The organism is bacterium (assembly GCA_021108215.1).
In the GTDB taxonomy this organism is placed as follows: Bacteria; Oederibacteriota; JAAXVQ01; order JAAXVQ01; family JAUVAV01; genus JAIORK01.
The window spans coordinates 52,122-76,262 of sequence record JAIORK010000001.1 but is presented as its reverse complement, the minus strand read 5'-3'; the positions used below and the strand labels follow the sequence as shown (position 1 = coordinate 76,262).

6 protein-coding genes and 1 pseudogene are annotated in these 24,141 nt (G+C 43.9%); all 7 read right to left on the bottom strand.

From position 1 onward, the window contains the following. Window positions 1-2: 2 nt before the first annotated feature. Window positions 3-2,627, bottom strand: a complete 2,625-nt coding sequence (locus tag K8S19_00270) for a DEAD/DEAH box helicase family protein (GenBank protein MCD4812117.1) — start codon at window positions 2,625-2,627, stop codon at window positions 3-5. Further along, window positions 2,624-3,718 (bottom strand): annotated as a pseudogene (locus tag K8S19_00265) (PDDEXK nuclease domain-containing protein). The gene K8S19_00270 and the pseudogene K8S19_00265 overlap by 4 nt, the downstream one beginning before the upstream one ends. Before the next feature lie 384 nt (window positions 3,719-4,102). Beyond that, on the bottom strand, window positions 4,103-5,191 hold the full coding sequence (locus K8S19_00260; GenBank protein MCD4812116.1) for a Fic family protein: 1,089 nt from the start codon (window positions 5,189-5,191) through the stop codon (window positions 4,103-4,105). A 2-nt stretch (window positions 5,192-5,193) separates the two neighbouring features. Next, window positions 5,194-7,059: a site-specific DNA-methyltransferase gene (locus K8S19_00255; protein ID MCD4812115.1), complete on the bottom strand. Its 1,866-nt coding sequence runs from the start codon at window positions 7,057-7,059 to the stop codon at window positions 5,194-5,196. A 412-nt stretch (window positions 7,060-7,471) separates the two neighbouring features. After that, entirely contained in the window at window positions 7,472-7,999 is a 528-nt protein-coding gene (locus tag K8S19_00250; protein ID MCD4812114.1) for a phospholipase D family protein, read from the bottom strand. Then, a complete protein-coding gene (murA, locus tag K8S19_00245) occupies window positions 7,996-9,258 on the bottom strand; it encodes a UDP-N-acetylglucosamine 1-carboxyvinyltransferase (GenBank protein ID MCD4812113.1) in 1,263 nt (420 codons plus the stop codon). The genes K8S19_00250 and murA overlap by 4 nt, the downstream gene beginning before the upstream one ends. A 133-nt stretch (window positions 9,259-9,391) precedes the next feature. Beyond that, on the bottom strand, window positions 9,392-23,857 hold the full coding sequence (locus tag K8S19_00240; protein MCD4812112.1) for a hypothetical protein: 14,466 nt from the start codon (window positions 23,855-23,857) through the stop codon (window positions 9,392-9,394). Between the last annotated feature and the right edge of the window lie 284 nt (window positions 23,858-24,141).

The following is a 24,141-nucleotide window of genomic DNA, read 5'->3' as shown; positions in this document are numbered from 1 at the left end:
TTTCAATCCAGTTCTCCCACAGTCGCAACCTGTCTATATTTAACGTCCTTAAACTCATTGAAATGTGCCTGTCCGCATTTAATTTTTCTTTTTTCACTTGTCTTTAATTCCTGGCCTGCTGATTTGGTTTCAGCAACAAAGTAAACCGTCTTCTCGTTCTTCTTTATCAAAGCCCAGTCAGGATTATAGCTACCTATTGGCGTCTTAATCTTGAACCAAAAGGGGAGTTTAAAATAAAACTCAATATCATCTCTGCTCTCACATTCTTTAGCAAAATCATATTCAACATTGGAATCAAGCGGCACAAAATTACTGTAAATGGTTTTATCTTTCTTGGTGATCTTAAATGTCAGATCATTTACGTGGATGTCATAGTCCTCAAACAATCTCATTTCATATTCTTTTGAACCGACTTTATCGTATTGAATACCCTCAATCATCAACTCGGTAAGAACATTTTTTATTATAATAACAACATTGTCCAGAAACAACTGCGGATTAATTATTACATCACCGATTCTCCCTGATTTTGTGAGAATATCAAGAATCGTGGAACGTGTAAGTTCCGTTCTTTCCTGTATATAAAAAAGGATATCGGGTATTAGAAAGGTCCCGTCAAGTACTGTTGCATAAGAAGCTTTTGTTTTCATAACAATACCGGCTTCATCAAATTCAAGCGCGGTCTTTGTTGTTTTGATAGCTGCCTTTCTTATGGCAGGCATTTGCTGAACAGCTTTTACAGCTTGCCGGATAAATTCAGATGTGTCGTATTCTACCAGATAGGTGGTTTGATATTTTATTTTATCCCATATATCCCTGAATTGTTCGTCCAATCCAAAGCCTTTCCGGTACGTAACCGTTGCCCTTTGCTGTTTATTTTTGATTCTACCCTTAAAAGACACACCGCAATCTTCTTCTATCTCCGTTTGCAATTGTTTGGCAAAATCTTCATAGGATTCATTGGCCACAACCGTTAATCTATTAATATTAATGTCCTGTATTCGTGTTCCTTCCTGATTGACCGAAAGCCGCAGTCCCCGGCCAATTTCCTGCCTTTTTTTAAGTTCCGATTGCGTTTCATTTAATGTACATATCTGAAAAACATTGGGATTGTCCCAGCCCTCACGCAAAGCAGAATGGCTGAAAATAAACTGCAAAGGTTCATTAATGTCCAATAGCTGTTCCTTGTTTTTCATTATCAGCTTAAAGGTATCATCATCCGCCTGAGTCGTCCCTTTGGTATCTTTCCATTTGCCTTTTTTATCAGCAGAAAAATAACCGTTATGGACATCTTCCGCTTCAAAAGGAATCAAATTTTTATATGCCGTTCTGGATGATATTTCCCGGTATAATTCTTCAAACCATTTTGCAAACTTCCCTTTTACCGGCTTGCCGTCCGAATCATAATCCCGGTAATTGGCGACACGATCAATGAAGAAAAGCGAAAGAACTTTTATACCTTTGCTTTTAAGTTTCCTTGTTTTTAAAAAGTGTTCTTCAATGGTTTTTCGAATTTGAACTTTCATAATTTCATCGGAAAGCCCACCAAAGGTATCCCCCATAAAAATGGTTTCGCCGTTTGAAAGCTCAATCAAGTTTTCCGAAACATCAATACCGTTGATAATGTATCCATTTTTATAAATCTCTCTTTTGTTGGACAAATCATACAAATCATCACCGACCTTGGCGGTAACGGTTTTTCTCTTAACGCCATCGGTTGTATTCACATCTATTTTGATTTTAGAAGATGTACGGGTTTTGGTCGCAATTACTTTTTCAAGACATAGATAGGCTTCATTAAAATCATTTTCCGTAATAATGGAATCCACTTCTATTTGCTTAACCAATCCCAGATCATAGGCTTTTACAGGATCGAGACTGTATACCATATTATACCGGTTGGTATGTGTTGCCGAATACCGAAGCGTACAAAGGGGATTCAATTTCTCAATTGCTTTCTTCCTTATATCCGTTTCCATATTTTGCGGTTCATCTACTATTACAATTGGAGAAATTGCCTGTATAAACTCAATCGGCCGTTTACCGGTCAGTTTATCATTCGGCTTATTAATGATATTTTCATCTTTGGCAAAGGAGTCAATATTGATAACAAGAATCTCAATAGTATTATTAATAGCAAAACTTCTTAAATTAGAAACATTTTTAGAATCATATACCTTAAAATTAACCGGCGTTTTATCGTAAAGATTCTGAAAGTGTTCAAAAGTTATTTCCAGGTTTTTTAATACACCTTCACGAATAGCGATTGAAGGTACGACAATAACAAATTTCTTAAAACCATACTTTTTATTCAATTCATAAATAGTGCGGAGATAGACATAGGTTTTCCCGGTACCGGTTTCCATTTCAACTGAAAAATTCATGCCATCCAATTTGTCAGAAGCGCTTAACTCATTCTTCGTTTGTATTTCCTGAATATTATTTAGAATCTGTTCATTACTAATTTCAAGTCTATTCCCAACCGCACCATCTTCCAGAAAATTTCCCTCATATTGCAATGAAAAACTGAAATCACTCTGATTTAACGGTTGACCTTCAAATATGTCAATAATAGCGTTTATTGCATCATGCTGAAATTGCTGATTAGGGTCGAAATGGAGTTTCATTTCCTTTTTTGGCCTTTGGGAGAAAATATCAGGGTTGATTCCAGAGCTTTTCTCTCCTGTTTCAACTCCGCAATCAATTCTTTTTCCGAAGGCAAGTACAATTTGTATTTGGAAGCAAAAAGCCGTTTATTTTCACTAAGCACTGAATACTTTACCACTGCGTCATTTTTTTCAGAACAAAGCACAATGCCGATGGTCGGATTATCACCGGTGATCCTGGTTTTTTCCTCAAACATTCTGACATACATATCCATTTGTCCGATATCCTGATGTGTTAGTTTGCCGGTTTTTAAATCAATCAGGACAAAACATTTTAAAAGATAGTTATAAAAAACAAGATCAATATAGTAATATTCATCCTCAGCGGATATTCTTTTTTGCCGGGCAACAAAACTAAAACCCTTTCCCAACTCAAGCAGGAATTCCTGCAATTTATCTATTAGTGCCTGTTCCAGTTCTGATTCACGATAGGAACTCCGATCCGCCAAATCAAGAAATTCCAGAACATAAGGATCTTTAAGAATATTTTCCGGCTTGAACTTCCCGGCCTTTTGAGCCGCTTCCCGCCGAACAGGTGCTTTACTTTTGCTGGCCAGCAAACGCTCATAGTAAAATGAATTGATCTGTCGTTCCAATGCCCTGGTGCTCCATCCGCAATCGGATGATTCATTCATATACCACTCTCTGGCCCTGGGATTCTCCACACGCAGCAGTAGTTTATAATGAGTCCATGACAATTCCCGCCGCACTGCGGCGATAATTTGTTCCTGTTTATCTATCTCTAAGCCAAACTTTTTCAATGGCAAGATTTTACCGGATTGGTGCCGCAGTGCGGCACTTTTTGGAAAAAGAAGATAAAACTGCCGCATCCGCATAAGATTGCTGGCATCAAACCCTTTTCCGAATTCCTTACTTAATTTTTTCGACAATGCTTCGATTAATTTTTGACCATATTCAGCGCGCCTTTTACCTGCTTGCTCTTCTTCAATAATATTTTTTCCTATATTCCAGTAGGCTCGTACCATAGCCACATTAACCGTATAAGATATCTGTTCCCTGGCTTGCAGCAGTATATTGCGAATTGAATTATAAAAAGCTTTTTTTAAACTATTCGTTTTCACGCCTATACCACCTTAAACTCTATTATTCTATCATGCTGAAATTGCTGATTAGGGCCGCAGTGGAGTTTCATACTTTATGCCTTTGCTCCGTTAATTTTTTACTGGCAGCTTGAGCATTTAATCTGTTTTTTAGGTTGTCATTCCCGAATGCTCTTATCGGGAATCCAGAAAAGCTTATTTTATAAGTCCTGGATCCCCGCTTAATACGTGTGGGGATGACAAAACGAACTGAATGCTCAATCTCCTAACAAATAATTAGCGTCCCATCTGTGAGACACTAACTAATTAGCGTTCCATATTTCTCGTTTCGCAGGACGCTAACCGCGTAGCATGTCATCCATGATACGCTAACTTTTACCTGATAATTTTCAATAATTCAGGAAAAACGTACACTGTCGGTCTTCTTCCGATCCCTTTTCTGATTACTTTAAGAATATTATTCTCTAATAAAATACGTATTATTCTTGAAGTTGCTGACTTCGCTACTTTGGATTCTTCTCTGAATTTTATAGTATCAAACCAGGGATTGGAAAATATAAAATCAACAACTTTGTGCGTGTACTGAGAATGTGTGCTATTTTGAACATTATTCATCATGTCCTTATAAAGGGCTAGAATTGACTCGACTTTTTCTCTATTAATTGCCGATTGAACTATGATGGCCTTTAAAAAATAGGTTATCCACTTTTCCCATTTGCCGGTTTCAGAAATACTATTCAGACCGGAATTATACGAGTCACGGTTTTTCTCAAAATATTCACTCAAATAAAAGTTAGGCGAACCAATTATTTTTTTATAATAGAGAAACAGAGGCATGATAATCCGGCCTGTTCTTCCATTACCGTCCCAAAAGGGATGAATGATTTCAAACTGGGCATGAACAATGGCCAATTGTACAAGAACGTCTTTTTCGTTGAAATGAATATATTTCTCAAAATTGCTAAAATGTTCCGAAATAGTTTGCGGTTCCGGCGGCACAAAAGTAGCACTTCCGATATCTGTTCCCATCTGCCCAATATAAACCTGTCCGGTTCTAAATTTACCAGGAGTTTTATTTTTACCTCTGGCGCCGGAAAGTAATGTTTTGTGAATCTCCCGAATGAGACGGCTACTGAGCGGAAGTCTATTCAATTTTTCACTTGCTTCAGTAATGGCTCGCCTGTAATTAATAATTTCTATAATATCATCATATTTTTCTGTTCTTTCTTTTGGCGCAGCTTCAAATTTATAGACATCTTCAAGCGTTGCCTGGGTTCCCTCTATTCTGGAAGAAAGCACAGCTTCATTTGTAGTTAACGGAGAAAGCAAAACATTAGGTTCCGGTATACTGTTTAATGCTGCATCAAACTTGGCAAGCTCCCGGTTTGCTTCACCAATCAAAGAAACAAACATAGCCCAATCCAGATTTTTTATCGGTAATTCATGGGGAACAAATGGCTTCATCTCTACACCACCTTAAACTCTATACCCGCGTCTTTCATCTGCAATGCGGTATTGGTTTTTAACTGGTCATTGTTATTAAATAAACGATCAAGAGTAATCACTTTTTGCGGTTTTGCATCAATAACCTTCTTCATGATTTTATTATTAACCTTCTCAAGAATTAAAGCAATTTCATTATCATTCACAAGATAAACCCCGGCTTTTTGTTCAATTTTAGCAGTAAGTGAAATGCCGGATTTTATAAGCAATTCACAGAGAATGTTTTCAGTTTTAGCATTTTCATCTACCGGGTCGGTGTGTATTTCAAGTTGTTTATTAAGTTCTTCTTCATTTTCTATCTTTGTTTGCCAAATTTTAAAATTGGAGTCCTGTAATTTAAACACTTTAAAACCCAAATCCTGTTTAGCAGCATTAGTATCTAAATTAAGTTTGCCTTCCTGTTCTTCCTTGATTTTTTTTATTACCCGCCGAATACGCTCCTTGCCAATATCAGCAATAGTTTTATATCCGGTTTTATGAGCCACACTATCATTAGAGCAAGACTCTGGTAATTGAATACAAATAAATTTTATTCCCTTTGGCCTGCTATTATTTTCTTCAAATATTGCTTGCCCCAGAGAACAAGAGCCTGCAAAAAAATCAAGAACTATATCATCATTATCTACACTAATATTTAATATCTTTTTTAATAAACGAACTGGTTTTGGAGTACTAAATACTTTCTTTCCTAATAATTCTGCTGTTTCCTTTTGGCCTTCATCATTGTGACCAACCTCTTTAAATTCCCACCACGTGCTTGGGACTATACCCTCTTGTATTTCGTTTAAAAAACGTTTAAGTCTTGGTTTTTCATAAGACAAATCCGGTCCCCAGTATAATCTGTTTTCTTTTTCAATTGCTTCATGCTTTACTTTTGAATACCGCCAAACAGCACTTTTATCAGGCCAAACTTCTTTTCCTGTTTTTGGATGCATTATTGGATACCATAGAGTAGGTCTTTCTTCCATTGACTTATTACTAACATAATTATCCGAACTCCACGATCCTCTGGGATCATTATCTATATTTTTATACCTTAAAATTTGTTTTTCTGTTCTTGGAAGTAAAATTCGCTTGAAATTCGAAGATTTTTGATAAACTACTATATAATCATGCATTGGTGCAATACTTGGATCATCTGCACTAACGGCATATTTTTTTTGCCAAATAATATTTGCAACAAAATTTTCTTCCCCAAATACCTCATTCATTAAAAGTCTTAAATTATGCACTTCATTATCATCAATAGAAACAAATATCACACCATCATCTCGCAACAAATTTCTCGCTAAAAATAACCTCGGATACATCATGGAAAGCCAGTTGGAATGGTAATGTCCGCTGTTTTTGCTGTTTTTTCTGAACAGCCCTTCACGGGTCATAAATCCGGTCTCATCTTTATCGCCAATTCGGCTCAAATATTCTTCTTTGGTTTCAGAAAATTTATCCGGATAAATAAAATTGTCATTGCCAGTATTATAAGGTGGGTCAATATAGATCATCTTGATTTTGCCAAAATAGGATTTTTGCAGTACTTTTAGCACTTCAAGATTTTCGCCCTCAATAAATATGTTTTCAGTGGTATCAAAATTAACAGATTCATCTTTTACCGGAACAAGCGTTGCGGTTGTGGGAGATTGCAGCACTCTAAATGCATCGGATTTTCCTGCCCAGTTCAACACATATCGTTCATTCTTGAATTCAATATCTTCACCCAACGCAGCTTTCAGCTTTTCCCAGTCGATCTTGTTTTCAGTAAATGCTTCTGGAATTATTTCTTTGAGTTTATTCAGCTTTTCTTCTGTAATATTCAATGACTTGCCATTCATTATGTTGTCATCCTATATTCTTTATTTTGATCCTAGCTAGGTGATCCTGAAAAAACAGCACTATTGTCATTGTGAGGAGCGAAAAAACAGTTTTCAATACCAACTAACACTGCTGTCCAAATTATAAAACACACTGTCTTCTGTTCGTCTTAAGTGCTGATTTTTAAAGAAAAACTGATACTGTATCCATACGCTAGAGCCGGATTTGACGATACAGTCCCCTGATGTTCCATCGAAACTTATGGTGCGTTTTTTTTCTTTAAAAATCAGCACTTAAGACGAACCGGTTAGTTGCCGTTTTTTTTAATTTGAACAAGAATGTCCACCTAATTAAGTTTAACTGATTCAAACTCATTTTTCAAATCAAAGATATCATTCCAATAAAAAAACGCCAATTGTGTTATATCCCTCTTCACAACAATCTGGCAGGCTTTGATTTTTCCCAATCCACTTCAAACCGTCCTTGCATCTCATCCACCACTGCCGGCAAAGAAATATCCAAAACACCCTCGTGGTGAATGGTCAGACCCCAATAGGTCCAGTTGGGACTTCCGAAAATAAGCCGCTGCATGTCAAACAGCCCCATCTTGACATGCATAATCTGATTTTTTTTAGTAACAGGATACCAACGAACTTTCGCGCCGGTTCCCAAAAGTTTATTGGCTGCTTTTTGATTACTTTTTTGTGTTGGACATAAAATGACGCGGACGGCAACACCCTCGCCGGCTGCATTCCCCAGATCAGCAATCACGCCGCGGTCTGTCATTTTAAAAACTTCCACATCAACACTTTTTTCACTTTGTGTAATCGCACCACGAATCAAGGAACGTAAATCCGGATCAAATACAACACGAATATCATCCGCATTTTTCGCAAAAGAACTGACGGCACACAACAATAATACCGCAAGGACTACAATCCAGGTTTTCTTGTTTCTCATGCGTGTACCCTTTTAATATCCGCGCCCAATGCCGCAAGTTTCTTTTCCAGATGCTCATAGCCTCTGTCAAGATGATAAATTCTTGAGATCGCAGTCTCGCCTTCAGCAACCAAACCAGCCAAAATCAAAGCAGCGGAAGCACGCAGATCTGATGCCATGACCTGAGCACCGGAAAGCGGCTTCCCGCCCCGCACCAACGCATTGGTACCTTCTATCTGAATATCCGCCCCCATCCGGTTAAGCTCCATCACATGCATAAATCTATTCTCCCATACCGCCTCCGTGACCACTGATCGTCCTTCAGCAATACACATCAAAGCCATCCACTGTGCCTGAAGGTCTGTGGGAAATCCAGGATATGGGAGGGTTACGATATCAACCGGCTTGATCTTTTCTTCACGGCATTGAATACGCACCTGCCGGGTACCGGTCTTGATGATGTCCACACCCGCTTCAGCCAGTTTGCGTTCCAATGCTATCAAATGTTCAATCGGATATCCGGCAATGGTCATGGCGCTGCCCGTCATGGCACCGGCCAATGCCAATGTTCCTGCCTCAATACGATCGGGAATGACAGTATACTCAACCGCCTCAAGCCGGTTGACCCCGTCTATCACAATCCGGCTGTTGCCGGCTCCCTGAATATGTGCACCCATCGCATTGAGCATGTCGGCAAGATTAACAATTTCCGGTTCACAAGCTGCATGATCCAGAATTGTCCGGCCTTTGGCCAGCACAGCCGCCAACAGTATCGTGACCGTTGCACCGACGCTGGCGATATCCAAATAAATTTCCGCCCCTTTTAACCCCTTAGGTGCCTCTGCCTGGATATAGCCATGCGCCAGGTTCACCCGCGCCCCCAATGCTTCCAGCCCCTTAAAATGCTGATCAATCGGGCGCAATCCAATCGCGCAGCCGCCAGGTAAAGCGACCTGAGCTTTCCCAAACCGTGCCACCAGGGGTGCCAAAACATAAATGGAAGCACGCATGGTACTGACCAACTCATAGGGTGCCGGCCGGCATGTAAATCCTGATGGATCTAGTTGAAAACAATTGTCCTGCAACCGGTTCTTCGCTCCTAAAATTTCCAGCATTTTTCCCATCGTCCGGATATCCTGGACCTCAGGAATATTGTTGACCCGGCTTGTCCCCTCCGCCAGCAAACAGGCTGCCATGATGGGCAATGATGCATTTTTAGAGCCGCTAACCTGCACACTTCCTTGTAACGGTTTCCCGCCTTGCATAATAATTTTGTCCATGGATCGAACCTTTCCTTTTTTTCAATTCAGGCAGTATAGCATGATGCCTTGCGGGTAAAAAGAAGGATTGCAAAAAAAAGACCCGCTTCCAGATCAAACTGAAAACGGGTCTTGAACCTTGCCTGCTTATACTTTATTCAGCGCCGAAAAACACATCTTGTCCCAAACGCATGCTGTGCACCCGGGGATCGCCGAACATATCATCCATGGCCTCGTTCAATTCCATGGTCTGGTCACCCATAGTCTCGGATTCCATTCTTTCAAAACGCCCGCTCTCCTTGTCCAGTGAAGAAACCAGACGCCCGGTCCGGTCGTATTTAAATACGGACTTCTCCCCATCCTTATCCTGCTTCTCCTCGGTAACTGCCAGAATTTCCCCACTGCCGTCGGTCATATACGAATAACTGCTCACTGTGCCATCCGATCGTTTGCGCTCTGCCAGACGGCTATTTTCATAGGTTTTTTCCTCCAACAAAGAACCATTGGCGCTAAAAATTTTAGCCGCATAGCTCTTATCCTCTGGCCCATCATAACTATACGTTGTCTTCTGCTGTGGTTGATCAACCATGAGCAACCGACCCTGATTATCATACTCACAGGTAGTCAAAGCTGACTCAGTTCTTTCTTGCATCGTAACTTTTTCAACTTTTCCTTCAGCCATCGTATAATTATAGGTTCTTACGGTATCGCCTCTATTTTCTGATACTAGCTTACCTTCGGTGTCAAAACGCCGAACACTCTTACGCCCATCTTTCGCAGTGAGTGTTTCGGTAACTCCGGACTTGTCATACTTAAAGATACGTTCTGTTCCTTTCGAATCAACCGATTCAACCACGCGACCTTTTTCATCAGTCGAGACCTGTTTTGCATCTTTCATTTCGCCGGCAATCTTGGCTGCCAGTTTTGCCTCGCTGGCCACAACGGTTCCGCCGGAAATCGCACTTTTAACCTCTTCTACCAAAATTCCGTTGTCCGACGCCATCTGGGTAAATTTGCCGATCAACGAATCTTGGTACCCCTCGCCGAAGACCAGGTTGTACGCCTGTGTCAGTGCGTTGATCAAATTCACTGTGGTTGATTTCATCAACGAAGCGGCAATTGCCTTGGGATTCATCTTGGACAACACCAGCTGAATGAATCCAGGAACATCGTCAATAGAATCAATAGCTTTAAAAGCGGCGACCAGATCATCTTCCGCGCCGATCTTCACATCGGCATCGACTGCAGCGGCTTGCACACCGCCTCGACCAAGCTGCCCCCCGGCCAGCACCAGTCCAATCCCATTACCGGTTTTAACAACTTCCATGGTTTGGGTATCATCATCCGGTTCAACATCCACATCAGACGGTTCGGTTTCATCACTGGCGATGTCTGCTTCGGAATTGGCAGCCGCATCCGCTTCAAATTTAACTCCTGCCGGTTTATCTGCAACAGAAATCTCATTATCTTCGGCACCACTCACTGCGGTTGATTTCATCAACGAAGCGGCAATTGCCTTGGGATTCATCTTGGACGACACCCGCTGAATGAATCCGGAAACATCGCCAATAGAATCAATAGCTTTAAAAGCAGCGACCAGATCACCTTCCACGCCGGTCTTCACGTCGGCATCGACTGCAGCAGCGGCCTGCACACCGCCTCGACCAAGCTTCCCACCGGCCAGCACCAGCCCAACCCCATTGCCGGTTTTAACAACTTCCATGATTTGGGTATTATCATCCTCCGGTTCAACATCCTTGTCAGACGATTCGATTTCATCACTGTCGGCTTCTTCTTCAGAATTGGCAGCCGCATCCGCTTCAAATTTCACGTCTGCCGGTTTATCCGCGACAGAAATCTCATTATCTTCAGCACCACTCACTGCAATTGGTTTTTCAGTTTTCCCGGTTGATTGCCCGGCGGTCTGCGTGGTTTTCACTGCTTGATTTTCTTCTTCCTCGACCGCAGTTGCGTCGCTTGCGACAGCGGCTGCCTGGACGGTACTGCCGGAAGTACTTAAGGATGTCTCAAACTTACTGACCGGTGCTGCTGTTGCTGCCGGAGCGCCGCCGGCTAAAAGAACACCACCGGCCTCGCCACTACTTGATTTCCTATAAATCCGCCGATTGGAGGCAGCGGCAACCGCCGACCCTTCCTGGCCGATCGGCCCGGCAGTGAGCACACCGGTATCCAGTTCCATTGCATCCTCATAAGCCTGACTCTGGGTCGTCCCTGTGGCAACCCACATCCAGCCGTCATAGACTTTGGAATAAGTGGTTTTCGTATACCGGTAACGCGTACCATGCTGCGGAACCTGGCGTGTATGTTCCGTATACTTCCCTTCATCCGGGGTATCCGGATTGTTATCATGATCCCAATAAACCTGTGAGCTGTGCTCAATTTCCTCATATTCATCAACATCCGGAGTTTCCGGATCATCTGGAATAATTTCCAAATAATACGTCTCCGTCTGCGTCCCGGTCTGAACCTGATAGGACTCAACATTGGTGATCGTGTAGCCGCAATTACCGGCATAAAAAGGATCATTCGCCTTTGCGCTGTCATACGTATCACTCGGCACCGATATTTGTCCGGAGACCTGATTTGCAGATGAGGTCGGTTTGTAACGATCCTTCTTTTCAAACACATCTTCCATAAACTCGATGTTATTAAAAATAGATATCGAACTGCCGTCTCCATTGATATTAATCAGTACATCAGCAATACCGGAAATATCGTCCGCACTGAAATTGGCCAATATACAATCACCCAGTGTCAACAGATTTCCGGTTTCACCCGGGGCGCTCCAGGAGTAGGTCTCCATTTCGGTATTGTATTGAGCAATCAGACCCTCGAGGAAATCCATGGCAGCCGAGCTGTCCATTAAAACGGTATTGATCGCACCGCTCTCGTAAACATTGGCATTGGCCGCTTCCAGTGTCGCGTTCTCAAAGTAAAATCCGGTATCTGCATAATTCACAGTTCCGGTCCAAACCGTACCGTTGGCATCAGTAAAACTCTCATTGGCTGCGGTCACATACCCTTTGTTCGTTTCCGTGGGGGAATAAGTATGCACCACACCCATGCTGTCGGTCCACTCGCCCACATTCCAGTACTCATCCATAATCACCGAGCCGCCCACACTTACCGTCCCGGCAATCTCCGTAACGAATCCGCCGCTATAGGTATAAGTGAATGTTCCCAGACTGCCGGTTGTGCTCGTACGCCGGTTGGCAGCTGTATCAAATACGGTAATACCTTTGTCATCCGACATCTCCGCCACTTCACCCACACCGGTAAAACTGTAGGTTACGTTCTGACCATCTTCGCGCTGTCCGGTAGCGGTGGTTAAATACTGGCCGTCGTTTTCAAAGGTGATGGTCTCATTCCAGGTATCGGAATTATTCATGACCTGCTGGGTCATAACACCGAATTCATTATACGTTTCCGTACCAAAACCATTATGCATACCCATAAAACCCGTGTAAGTGATATCAGCAGAATGGGGATATTCATCTTCCGGATTTTTATGATAATTCCAGGTCATGGTGGTCCCGTCAAAATTAGTGCGGGTCCGTACTGAAATATTTTCATAACCGTATCCATCCATGACCCAATGTTCTGTCCCTTTATCATCCTCAACATAAGCACTGGTCGGACTATCCACCCCCAGGTTATAGTGGATGGTCATATTAGTAATATAATCGGCATACATCATCTGTACCTGTTCCCAGGTCGGAAGATAGTACTGTCCATTTTGGCCTTCATCAAAGACCTGCAAATCATGCTTGGTAATAATCATCGTGGTACCGAATCCCTCACCGCTGAGCTCAAGGACCGCCTGTTGGGGATGCCCGTTGGGGGTTTCAAAGCCGCCAAACGTTGTGAATTGGTATTGCGAACCGCTGACCCAGGTACTGCTGCTGCTCCAGTTGGCATCTTCCACCCCGTGGTTGTTGTACCAGATGGTTTCGTTTTCCGATCCAGTCCGCACTTCTTTTTTCATCAGCCCTGTCCAATTATTATACTCATACGAACTGTAGTAAGTCTCCCATTTGGTGCTCTTGCCGTCCGGTTTTTCCTGTGAAGTCGAACCACTCCGTTTCAAACCACGCCCCCAACTATCGTATGACCCTGATGCCACATAGCCATCACCCGTGGTCGAAGTGGAAGAAGTCAATCCGGTACTTGTATTAAAGTTCGTACTGGTCTCAGTAACATCACCGTCCTTGTTCCAATTTTTTGAGTAGTCTGCAATACCATAGGTTTGATTGTAGGTGCTGTAGGTTTTGGAGTCTCCATACCGGGAACCATTCCAATAATTATATTTCCAGGAGGAAAGGTTCTGGCCGTTCGCCTGATTAATGGTAGGTATAAATTTAGTCAGTTCATCGCCGGCAGCACCGTACATATTTCCGGTCCAGGTATAGAGGGTAAATCCATTGGTATCCAAATAGGTATCGCTCACAGAAATAGGATTGCTGGTACGCGTCATTGAGGGATTGCCGGACCAATGTATATCTCCTGCCTGAACATACTCTACCTGTCCGGCATCCGAGGCGGAATATTTGTTGTACTTCTCCTGATAAATTTGCCCGCCGCCGCCGCGTGGCAAACCACTTTCATCCAAATAGGTCCAGGTCTTGTTTAGCCCGCTTTCCGAATAGGATCTGATCTTAATCCCGGTATCCTCATTGTACCAGGACTGTTCCTGACTACTGCGCCCATAGTGGGGGCCGAGATAATTTTCCGTCTCCGAATACACATCCAGCCCCTTGACATTGGCCCAGGACTTGGACTCGGATAATGAAGTGGTGGTCTCTGAGTAGGTTTTCTGGCCGGTATAAATATCCGTGTCAGTGGTCGTGGTGGCCTCTCGCGACAGAGTCGGTCCGGTGGTCTTGGTGCTTACCGTTGTTACGGCAAAACCATTAGCATCATAGGTTGTGACTGAAGTGGAAACCAGCTTGCTACTGTTCAGGCGCGAATAAGAATAGGCGGTAGATGAGCTGTTCATCCCGGTATGGATATTGGCTGTGTAATAGGTCGTTGTGTATTCCACCGCGCCGTAGGCCGCATGATTATAACTGACTGCAATAAAACCATTGCTGTCATACGTCGAGTAGGTCGAACCCAACTGATTATTCGCCGTACTTGAATCCGTCATACCGGTCCACTCATCCATATCGAACGTGGTGGACGTATAGACCGCATAATTAAGCGTAATGGCCTCATTCATTTTGTTGATCGAATCGGTCTGCAGCCCGTATTCACTGTCATAGTTCGTCCAGGTCTCGGAGAGCATGGAATAACTATAAGTGGCTTGGTTCAGACCTGTATAATTGCTGGCATCCACAATGGTTGTGGTGTTGCGGCCGTAAAGCGCTCCGGAATAACTCTCTGCTTCAGTCATCACTGTCTTGCCATAGACATCGTCAAAATAGCTGGTAGTCTCGGAAAGCAGATTGGTTGCCACAGAAAAAATATTCATCCCGTTCCACTGGTTCACTGTAAAATCAGTCGTCGTTGAGCGGGAATTCAGGGCACCGTACTTCCCATAACTAGCAGATGAGTAGGCTGTCCCATACTCAGCGTCAAAATAGGTATACGTAATATTTAAAGCATTTTCAGCCCGAGACCAATTATTTATGCCGGTCTGTTGGTTAACGGAAAAGGTGGTGGTGGTTACCCGGCTGCCATCAACACCATAGTAATTGTCGGAAATACTGCTGTTGATGGTGCCGTATCCCCAGGAATCATAGGTTGAATAAGTCATCCCGAAGTCTGTGTAGGCCCAAGTCTCGATATTCTGACCGGTATACGTGTTGGCATTATTAATGGTGGTTGAATTACGCGAAGAAAGCAGTCCAAAATTCTGGTTACTCACGGTGGAGGTGGCAACACCATAATTATCCGACTCAAAATAAGTAATTGAAGTCCCGGCCGCATTGATGGACGTGGTCTGAGTATTCTGACCATTATCGGTCCGCGCGGTAATATCGGTATGCGTCATGCGTGAAGCACCAATACCGTAAAAATTCAGGACGTCGGAGTACTGGGCCGTACCGTATTCAGTATCATCATAAACAGTGGCAGTAATACTGTAATCATTCATTGCCAGGGTGTTTTTGTTTAAACCGTTCCAGGTATTAACATCATTGATGGTCAATGTGTTCCGGGCCAGTCCAATGCCGTAATTATTGTTCCCGATTGAGTAAAGCGCGCTCCCGGTGCTGGCATAATCAAAATGGCTTTCCGTGGTACCGTAGTTGTTAACCGCGATCGTCATCTCGTTTAGGCCGTTCCAGGAATTGGATTGAACTGTGGTGGCGGTACTGCGTGTGGCACCGAACCCAAAATTATTAGTGGCCAGCGAGTTGGTTGCCGTGCCGGTATCCATGGAATCATACCAGGTTGTGGTGCTGGAATAATCACTCACCGCTGTTGTCCAAATATTCAAACCCGTTGCATGACTTGCATTGACCACGGTGTCGGTTGTCCGGCTGGCGGTCAGACCAAAATTAGTGACTGCATGCGAGCCGGTGGCCACGCCATAATTGACTGAATCGTAGTAGGTCGTGGTAGAACCATACGCATTGCTGGCTGTACTCTCTACATTCAAACCATTATAAGTGTTGGCAATGCTGACTGTGGTCGTATCACGTGCCGCTCCCAACCCGAAAAAGTTATGCGCTTGCGAACCGGTCGCAACACCATACTGGGAATCGTCATAAAATGTCTCGGTCCAGCCATAGCCATTGGTCGCAAAGGTCCGCTGATTCAAACCATTGTCCGTATTGGCGGTTGTGATCGTGGTCGTAACCCGTGAGGCGCCCAAACCGAAATTATTCCAGGACATGGACCCGATGGCCACACCATAAGCATTGTTATCGTAAAATGTCTGGGTGGTCCCATAATCATTAGTCGCCAATGTCCCCTCATTCAAACCGGTCCGGACATCGGCGGTAATCACGGTGTAGGTTGAACGACTCATGGTCAAACCAAAATTATTTTGAGAGTGCGACCATTCCGACACACCGTATTCCTCATCATCATAGCTGGTGTAGGTGACACCGTAATCATTGCTGGCAACAGTGGATTGATTCAGACCATTATAGGTGTTGGCAGTAATCATCGTCGTACTCTCACGTGAAGCAGTCAATCCATAATTATTGGCCGCCGCCGACTGAAGAGACACCCCGGTCAAGGCCGAATCATAGAGGGTTGTGGTGGTCCCATAATTATTGGTGGCAATCGTATATTCATTCAGACCGTTCACCGTACTGGCCTCCACATCGGTGAACGTAACCCGCGATTCCCCCAAACCATAATTGTTCCAGGACATGGAAAAATCAGATGTTCCGTAATCCTGGTCATCATAAAAGGTCAGGGTGTGGCCGTAATCGTTCACCGCCGAGGTAAAACTATTCAACCCATTGTCCCGATTGGCCGTGGTCTGGGTATCGGTAATGCGGGAAGCTAAAAGGCCGAAATTATTTTCCGCATGGGAAAACACCGCAGTACCGGAATCCTCATCATCATATTCCGTATAGGTTGTGCCATAATCATTGGTGGCAACCGTACTGGTGTTTAAACCGGTTTGAATATTTGCATTGACCTGCGTACGCGTCAAACGAGAGGCATATAATCCAAAATGATTTAACGAGAGAGTTTCCGTCGTCGTCCCATAAGCCTGGTCATCAAATAAAGACCAGGTCGTGCCGTATGCATTAACGGCTATCGTGGACTGGTTCAAACCATTGAAACTATTGGACGTAATCTCGGTATGCGTATTGCGTGACAGCAACAAACCAAAATAATTGACCCCGTCTGATTCCTGTGCCGTTCCCGTCTCGACACTATCATACAGCGTGGTGGTGGTACCGTAGAGATTGCTGGCAATCGTCGAAATATTCAGTCCATTCCAGGTATCTGCCGTGATCTCCGTATGTGTTTCTTTTGAAAAATTCAGGCCGTAATTATTTACAGCATCCGAATTAAGCGCCACACCATACTGCTGATCATCATAATTAGTCTCCGTAACACCGTAATCGTTGGTCGCCACGGTTTGCTGATTGAGGCCATTAAAGGTATTGCAGGTAATGGCGGTATCTGTAATACGCGAGTCCAAAAGCCCGAAATTATTCGAAGTATGCGAGCTGACCGCGCATCCTGTCAGTTGGTCGTCATACTGGGTCACCGTGGTCCCGTACAGGTTAATCGCCGTGGTCCGGCGATTAAGACCATTGTCAAAGTTTGCTTCGATATCAGTTTCTGTTGTCCGTGATGCATAAAGCCCAAAATTATTTAAGGCAATCGAACGTTCGGCCACACCGGATTGATTTGAATCGTAAAAAGTCCAAGTCGTGCCGTAATCATTGACCGCTTTGGTCATTTCATTGAGTCCGGTGTTCGCATTGGCATAAATCAGCGTATGTGTGTTTTGGCTGGCGCCCAGACCGAAATTATTTTGCGCCCATGATTCTTCGGCTTTGCCGGTATCATCCACGTCATACTCCGTGCGTGTGACCCCGTATTGATTAAACGCCAGGGTCTGTTCGTTGAGCCCGTTCCAGGTACTGGCCTCAATCAACGTAAAGGTATTCCGAGTGGCACCCAATCCAAAATTATTCATAGAATAGGACGCCTCAGCCACACCCGTATCTTGATCATCATATAACGTCAGGGTCTGTCCATATTGATTGGTCGCTTCGGTCGATATATTCAGCCCGTTCCAGGTATTGGCTGTAATGATGGTGTCGGTCTCGGCCGCAAAATTCAATCCAAAATTATTCGATGCGTGTGATGTGACAGCAACACCGAAAACCTGGTCATCGTATTCAGTGACTGTTGTCCCGTACTCATTGGCTGCCACCGTCGTCCGATTCAACCCGTTGTCAACATTGGCGTCAATCGTGGTAAAAGTGTTTCGTGAATAATGAAGACCAAAATTATTTTCCGCATAAGAACGTACCGCCACACCATGATTTTCACTGTCGTAAGTAGTGGTCGTGGTTCCATAATAATTCAATGCGGTGGTCTGATTGTTTAAACCGGTTGAAATATTTGCATCAATCGTCGTCATGGTCAACCGGGTTGATTTGAGCCCGAAATTATTCATTGCCAGTGACCGGGTGGGCACACCGTAATCATCCGCATCATATTCTGTATAGGTCCAGCCATAATCGCTTTGCGCCAGGGTCCATTCATTCAATCCGTTGTAGGCATTGGCGGAAATAACTGTTTCCGAATGCCGGGTTGACCCCAAACCAAAATTATTGTCCGCCACCGAGTTTAAGGCCACACCATGTTTCTGATCATCATAATGGGTCGTGGTGGTGCCATAGCGATTGGTGGCTGTGGTTTCCTGATTCAAGCCATTCCAGGTATTGGCCGTTATCTCGGTGTAGGTTTCGCGCGCCGCATTGAGTCCATAATTGTTATACGCATCCGAATTGAGCGCCACACCGTAGGCCGCATCATCATAGCGGGTTATCGTCGTACCGTATTCAGAATCAGCCCTGGTTGACTGATTGAGTCCGTTCCAGGTGTTGGCGGTTATGGTCGTATGGGCCACACGGGTGGCCAGGGTCCCAAAATTATTAAAGGCCATGGATTCCTCGGCCACACCGGTTTTCTGATCATCATAAAGAGTGATGGTTGTGCTGTACTCGTTGGAGGCTATTGTCACTTCATTGAGCCCGTTTTCCACATTTGCCTGGATCCTGGTTGCCGTATTAAGACTGGCTCCCAATCCAAAATTATTTTCCGAATAAGAAGCCTGGGCAACACCGTAATTATCACTATCATAATATGTTGTGGTTTTTCCATAAAAATTTACCGCAATGGTTTTTTCATTTAAGCCGTTATGTTTGTCGGCTTTTATCTTTGTGAAGGTCTCGCGCGAGGCACCCAGACCAAAATTATTCCGGGAAAAAGATTCCTCTGAAACACCGGTTTTATTGCCATCATATAGCGTCCAGGTCTGTCCGTAATCGTTTTTAGCATGCGTCATTTCATTGAGTCCGTTATACTCGTTGGCCCAAATCTTGGTACGGGTGGTCTGAGAAGCACCGAGTCCGAAATTATTCCGGGAAACGGATCTCTCGGCAACACCGAACTGTTGGTCGTCATACAAGGTCGTGGTTGTGCCGTATTCATTGACTGCGACAGTCTGTTGATTCAATCCGTTCCAGGTATTGGCTGTAGTATCGGTGTGGGTGTTGCGGCTGAAAACCAGACCAAAATTATTTAGTCCCTGTGATTCAAGGGCCACCCCGTACTCGGCATGATCATACAAGGTCGTGGTCTGGCCATACTCACTGTTGGCAACCGTCATTTTATTCAAACCATTAAACGTATCCGCTGTGATAAGGGTATGGGATTTCAGCGTAGCGCCCAAACCAAAATTATTATCCGCATACGATTCCACCGCCACCCCAAAATCATCGTCATAAAATGTCGTGGTCACTCCATACTCATTGCTCCCAACCGTTTTCTCATTGATACCGCTATCATGATTTGCATCAATTTTGGTATAGGTTATGCGTGAGGCCAGAAGACCGAAATTATTTTTGGACAAAGACTCCTCGGCCACACCCGATACTTCACTATCATATTTTGTCACAGTCGTACCGTAAGCGTTTGTCGCGATGGTCATTTCATTCAAACCGTTGTAGGGATTGGTATAGATCAAAGTTGTCGTCTCGCGGGTAGCACCCAGTCCAAAATTATTAATTGTAATGGAAATTTCTGCGGTTCCATACTCCACATCATCAAACTGGGTTTTGGTGGTGGAATAATCATTGCTGGCAACCGTGACCTGGTTGAGCCCGTTGTCCGTATTACAAGTAATCTTGGTAAGCGTCTCCCGGACGGCATCCAGTCCATAGTTGTTTTTCGACTGTGATTCCTCGGCTACACCGGTTTTTTGATCATCAAATTTGGTAATGGTTTCTCCGTATTCGTTCCTGGCAATGGTCTGGCGGTTCAAACCGTTGAAAACATTCGCGTCAATGGTGGTGACCGTATGCATGGTCAGTCCCAGACCAAAATTATTAAAGGCCTCGGAACGGGTGGAAACACCAAATTCCTCATGTTCAAATTCCGTGACCGTCATCCCGTACTCATTTTTAGCGACAGTCGCTTTATTCAAGCCATTATAAAGATCCGAATCAATGAGGGTGGCGGTCTTCCGGCTGGCAAGCAGTCCAAAATGATTATCTGCAAAGGAGCGAACCGCCACACCGTGGCTGCCGCCGGATAATGTATCGAATTCCGTCAGTGTGCTCCCATATTTATTGGCTGCTTTGGTGGTTTTATTCTGCCCGGTCTTCTCATCCGCATCAATCGCCGTCGTTGTATCCAGTGTATATCCAAGTCCAAAATTATTAATCGAGCGGCTGGAAACCGCGATGCCATACTGCCCTTCACTCTCCGTGTCAAAATGAGTACTGGTCTTGCCGTAGTCATTCGTCGCCAGAGTGTTGCGCGTCAGTCCATGACGCTTGTCCAATTCAATCCGCGACGTTGTTTTACGCGAAGCCAACAAACCAAAATTGTTGTCTGAAAATTGCAACGATTCCAAGCCGGTCTGCGGATCAAATTCCATACTCCAGGTTGTGCCGTAAGCGGTTAATGAAACACGCTCAGTGGTCATCCCCGTATCCGCCTCAAACGCAGACCCGGTCCGGGATATCCGCGAGGCTTCCAGACCGTAATTCCCCAAACGCAGGGTCTTGGTTGCATCGCCGTGAATATCATAAGTGCTGTAGGTAGCACCCATCAGATCTTTAGAAACATTGTTTTGTAACCGGCCATCACCATCATAAACAAAACTGTCACTGACCTTGTCGCGGGCATAGGTTATACCAAAATTATCCTTCTGGCTCTGGAATTGACAAAGCGAATCCTTATCAAATTCCTTTGCCATCGATGTCATAAGATTCTTGCTGAGGGAATCCACCATGAAGCCTTCGCCATCATAATTGTTTACGGTCATCGTATTGCGGCCATATTCAACCCCATAATGATCAAACCGCATATTGGTCAATGCCAGTGAATCGCGATTAAATTGAGTGATTGTGCAGCCCTTAAGGTCGGTTTCCTTACTCACGGTCATAAAGCCGGCATTATCATATTCATTAATCGTCCACTGCTGCCGTGCATGCCCATAGGTGTTTTCCCGATAAGAAATCGCCACCAATTCATCGATATTGTACCAGTTCTTCGTGAATCCATTGGCATCGGTGGACTCACCGTAAACCATATAACCGTTGCCGTCATACTCAAAGGTGGAGTAATCCACGCGGGGGTAACCAAATTTCTTCTCGCGTTTTGACTCAACCATGAGCCCGTCGGCATTAAACTTATTATAAGAAGTTCCCCGGGTGTCATCGGAAACACTGGTAACCAACTCACCCTTGATATAATTATACGTTGTTGTTTTCATCTTGGGAAAACCGTATATGTCCAGCCGCAGGCTTTCCGTCATCAAACCGTCGTCATCAAAATCATTCTCCGTATAGCCGCGCGAATCAATTTGATAACTGTTGGTCAACTCACCGCTGGTATTGTAGGCGTTGGTCACCCAATTTTCACGTGGAAAACCGTGATAATTAACACGATGGACAACCTGGGCTTGTTCATACATATTATATTCCGTATAACTTTTCCCCTTCACATCCGAAGAAACACTTCGGACCAGAATGCCATCCTTATAAATTCTCTCCTCTACCGATTTGCGCGGAAAACCAATGGTATTAATCCGGGTAATTGAAACCGGTTCCTCAAATTTATTGAACTTGGTAATACTCTTCCCTTTTTTATCAACTGAAATTGAAGCAGACGAGCGGCCATTCATATACTGATGGGTCGTGGTTGTGACCCGCCCCCACTTGTCGGTCTGAACCGAACTGTCCGGTTTGCCAAAGGCATTGTACATGGTTTCCGTAACACTGGACTCGCCGATTTCCTTGCTGGCCACCATATGATCCCCAAAATAGTCATAGGTGCTTACGGTCTGCTTGCCATTATGCTTGGTAAAAACGGCGTGCTCGGGCTGTTCGCTCGTGGAGTCACGATACGTAGTCACACGAACCCCAAAAGGTTCACTGGTGATGCCATAGCGCTTGCCCTGATCATTGATGCCATAGGTCGTCAGTTCCATCACACCGCTGTTTTTGTATTTTATTTTTTTAGCCGGCAGCTTGGTCTTAATATCATACTCTGTATAGGTTGTACTCTTATGATCAATGGTCACGCTTGAAATCATATTACCGTTCGTGTCATAGGTGTATTCCGTGCTCTCGAACTCGCTTTTTGAATTGATCCGGTTGCCGGCGGCATCATAAACATACTCCGTCCGGTGACCGTTGTCATCCACCTTGGCCATCACTTGCCCTTGCTCGTTGTATTCCTTCTTGATTTCCTGGGTAAAAGACATCATGCCCAAATGAATCGTAATTTTATCTGTTGAAGAAACAATATTACCCCGGTCATCCAACACATATTCTGTGTTGGCGGTCTTGCCTTTTTCCACCACCCGGATAATCCGACCCGCATCATCATAATCAGTTGTTTTCTCAGACGGTTCAAAAGATCCGTCCGGACTCTCAATGCGTTCAAACCGGGAAATAATTTTGCCGTCTTTATCCAAAACATACGAATAAATATGAATTCCCATCTGGTCGGTTTTTTTGGTGACCTGACCCTGTTCATTAAATTCCTTGATGGTTATATCCTCAACCGTACCGCCGGCAGCCGGGAGAACCTTCCGCTCCTTTTTCATCACCAGCACACCTTTTTCATTTAAGATGTTCTCGTGTGTCGTCCTGACACCATCTTCAATGACCTCTACCAACTGACCGTTCTCATATTTTTTAATTTTCTCGTGCCCTTGGCTGTCTTTTTCAATGGTTGCGATCATTTCACCATTGGCATCCCGCTGGTATTCCATATCGGTCCGCACACCATTTTGGTCAATTTTTGTCTGCACTGCACCGGTTTTCGAATCGAGAAATACTTTCTCGGTTTTCCCGGTATTCATATTTCTTTCCACATAACCCGTGGTCTGGCCTTTTTCATTTTTCGTATAATTACTGTAAAATTTTGTGCCTTGCGGAGATGTGTTCTGAATAACATTACCTTTATTATCAAAATGTTTAATATGAACACCACTCTTACCGGTTTTAATTGTTTTTCTCAGTTTCCCTTCCGGACTACGAAAATATTTAGTGGTTGAAAGCGTTTCACCGGTAGGACTGATCTCCTCCACCGGCATCCCGTCTTCGTAACGCGTAATTTTTCCATCCGGATGCTTGACCTCTTTGAGCCGGCCTTGATTGTCATAGGTTTTCACTTCACCACTGATCAAAGTTACAACAATAGTGGTTTCTTCTCCTGCCTCAAGGACTGAGGTGCTTTTAATCTTCTTCCCTTTCTCCTTCAATTGCTTAACAATTTTGGGTAGAAGCTTATCATCCACCTCAGCAGCAGAAAGTGAAACACCGGCAAACAACAGCAAGGTCCCAAACAGCGCCAAGGTCCCTAACCAATTTGCCTTCCGCATAAACGTAGGCTTGTACTCATAAGTGAGCTTACTTGTAATTTTGGAAGCCATAACCGCTCCCTCCTTTTCAACTGCACAGTATTCTTACAATTTTTATTATAAATACGTTCTTTTATTACCTTTGATTGAAGTATATCACACAAAAAAACCCATTGCAAATTTATGGGATAAATTAAACCCTTTAAAAACAGACTTTTTATTGACTTTGTCTGACTTACCATGGAATTGTAAAAATTTCATAAAATCAAAAAAAATTTTTATGGGGATTTTTTTCTGATTCAATAGTAACATCAAACTATTGATGTAAAAACACATCCGGCTGCGTAGCGTCCCCA